This window comes from Bradyrhizobium sp. (genome assembly GCF_030697065.1).
Taxonomy (GTDB): domain Bacteria; phylum Pseudomonadota; class Alphaproteobacteria; order Rhizobiales; family Xanthobacteraceae; genus Bradyrhizobium.
Map to the genome: position 1 here is coordinate 1 of NZ_JAUYQU010000186.1, position 1970 is coordinate 1970.

The following is a 1970-nucleotide window of genomic DNA, read 5'->3' on the forward strand; positions in this document are numbered from 1 at the left end:
TGATCGGCGCGGTGCCGCTGAAGAACGTCACCTCGCGCTTTGCGATGGAGAAGATCAAGTCGGTGACCGCATTGCCGGTGCCGGCGATGGCGTAGCAGGCATCCACCGTGGCTCTGCAGCGCGGCTGAGGCGAAGCGAAGAAAATCAAATCGTCTGATTGTACGCGCCGACCTCGGGGTGCGTCCGCAGCACCACATTCATCGCCTCGAACAGGTCGTGCATGCGCTGCTCGCTCACCGGGCTCTCGACCACGACCACCAGTTCGGGCTTGTTGGACGATGCCCGCACCAGCCCCCAGCTGCCGTCCTCGACGGTGACGCGCACGCCGTTGACGGTGACGAGATCGCGGATTTTCTGTCCGGCGACCTTCGCGCCGTTGTTCTGCATCGCCTCGAAATGCTTCACCACGGCATCGACCACGCCGTATTTGGTCTCGTCGGCGCAATGCGGCGACATCGTCGGCGATGACCAGGTCTTCGGCAGCGCGTCCTTCAGATCCGCCATCGATTTGCCGGGCGCGCGATCGAGCATCTCGCAGATCGCGATCGCCGAGATCAGGCCGTCGTCATAGCCGCGGCCGAGCGGCGCGTTGAAGAAGAAGTGGCCGGATTTCTCGAAGCCGGCCAACGCCCCCAATTCGTGGGTGCGGCGCTTCATGTAGGAGTGGCCGGTCTTCCAGTAGGTGACTTTGGCACCCTGCTTCTGCAGCACCGGGTCGGTCACGAACAGCCCGGTCGATTTCACGTCGACCACGAACTGCGCATTCGCCGTGACGGCCGACATATCGCGCGCCAGCATGACGCCGACCTTGTCGGCGAAAATTTCCTCGCCGGTATTGTCGACCACGCCGCAGCGGTCGCCGTCGCCGTCGAAGCCGAGACCAACATCGGCCTTGTGCGCCAGCACCGCGTCGCGGATAGCGTGCAGCATCTCCATGTCTTCGGGATTGGGATTGTATTTCGGAAAGGTATGGTCGAGCTCGGTGTCGAGCGGCACCACGTCGCAGCCGATCGCCTGCATCACGTCAGGCGCAAAGGCACCCGCGGTGCCGTTGCCGCAGGCGACCACGACCTTCAGCCTGCGCTTCAGTTTCGGGCGTTTGGTGAGATCGGCGATGTAGCGCGCCGGAAAATTCCCGTGAAATTGATAGGAGCCGCCGACCTTGTTGCTGAACTCGGCATTGAGCACGATCTCCTTCAGCCGGGTCATTTCGTCCGGGCCGAAGGTCAGCGGCCGGTTGGCGCCCATCTTAACGCCGGTCCACCCATTGTCGTTGTGCGACGCCGTCACCATGGCGACACAGGGCACGTCGAGGTCGAACTGCGCGAAATAGGCCATCGGCGTCATGCACAGGCCGATGTCGTGCACCTTGCAGCCGGAGGCCAGCAGCCCCGAAATCAGCGCGTATTTGATCGAGGCGGAATAGCCGCGGAAGTCGTGCCCGGTCACGACTTCCTGCTTGACGTCGAGTTCCGCGATCAGCGCGCCGAGCCCCATGCCCAGCGCCTGAATGCCCATCAGGTTGATTTCCTTGCCGAACAGCCAGCGGGCATCGTATTCGCGAAACCCGGTCGCCTTCACCATCGGCTCGGATTCATAGGCATAGGTATTCGGAACCAGCGCGGGTTTCGGCTTCGGAAACATTCAGGCCTCGTGATGAAACGGAAGAGGGCACCGCAGCCATAGCGAATGCACGGGCGCGGCGGAAGGCGGTGCGGCGGTTTTTGGCGATTAATTGCGCGGGATTGGTCGCGCGTGCGGGCTATTGCTCCAGCACCAGCCTGCCGTTGGCATACTCGAACCGCTTCAGCTTGGACAGGAACGACAGGCCGAGCAGGTTTTCCGACAGGGCTTCATCCGGCAGCACCATGGCGTCGACGTCGCGCACCACGATGCCGCCGAGTTCGACCATGGCCAGTCGCGTGCGCGCCGCCTTGATGGTGCCGTTGGCGGTCGAGACGGTGGTGGTG

2 protein-coding genes and 1 pseudogene are annotated in these 1970 nt (G+C 63.2%); 1 reads left to right on the forward strand and 2 read right to left on the reverse strand.

The window, feature by feature from the left end:
• A pseudogene (locus Q8R73_RS14385) lies at nucleotides 1-95 on the forward strand (transcriptional regulator); the annotation flags it as partial.
• Nucleotides 96-144: 49 nt separating this feature from the next.
• On the opposite strand, the gene Q8R73_RS14390 reads toward Q8R73_RS14385, so the two are convergent.
• Both Q8R73_RS14390 and Q8R73_RS14395 read right to left on the reverse strand, forming a co-directional pair.
• On the reverse strand, nucleotides 145-1644 hold the full coding sequence (locus Q8R73_RS14390) for a phosphomannomutase/phosphoglucomutase (RefSeq protein ID WP_305720216.1): 1500 nt from the start codon (nucleotides 1642-1644) through the stop codon (nucleotides 145-147).
• Between the two features lie 118 nt (nucleotides 1645-1762).
• Nucleotides 1763-1970: TIGR02281 family clan AA aspartic protease (locus Q8R73_RS14395; RefSeq protein ID WP_305720217.1), on the reverse strand; the 208-nt coding region annotated here is incomplete at its 5' end.

Bases quoted from the DNA above. Each gene is read 5' to 3' on its own strand.
- Q8R73_RS14390 (WP_305720216.1), bottom strand. From the start codon at position 1,644: ATGTTTCCGAAGCCGAAACCCGCGCTGGTTCCGAATACCTATGCCTAT.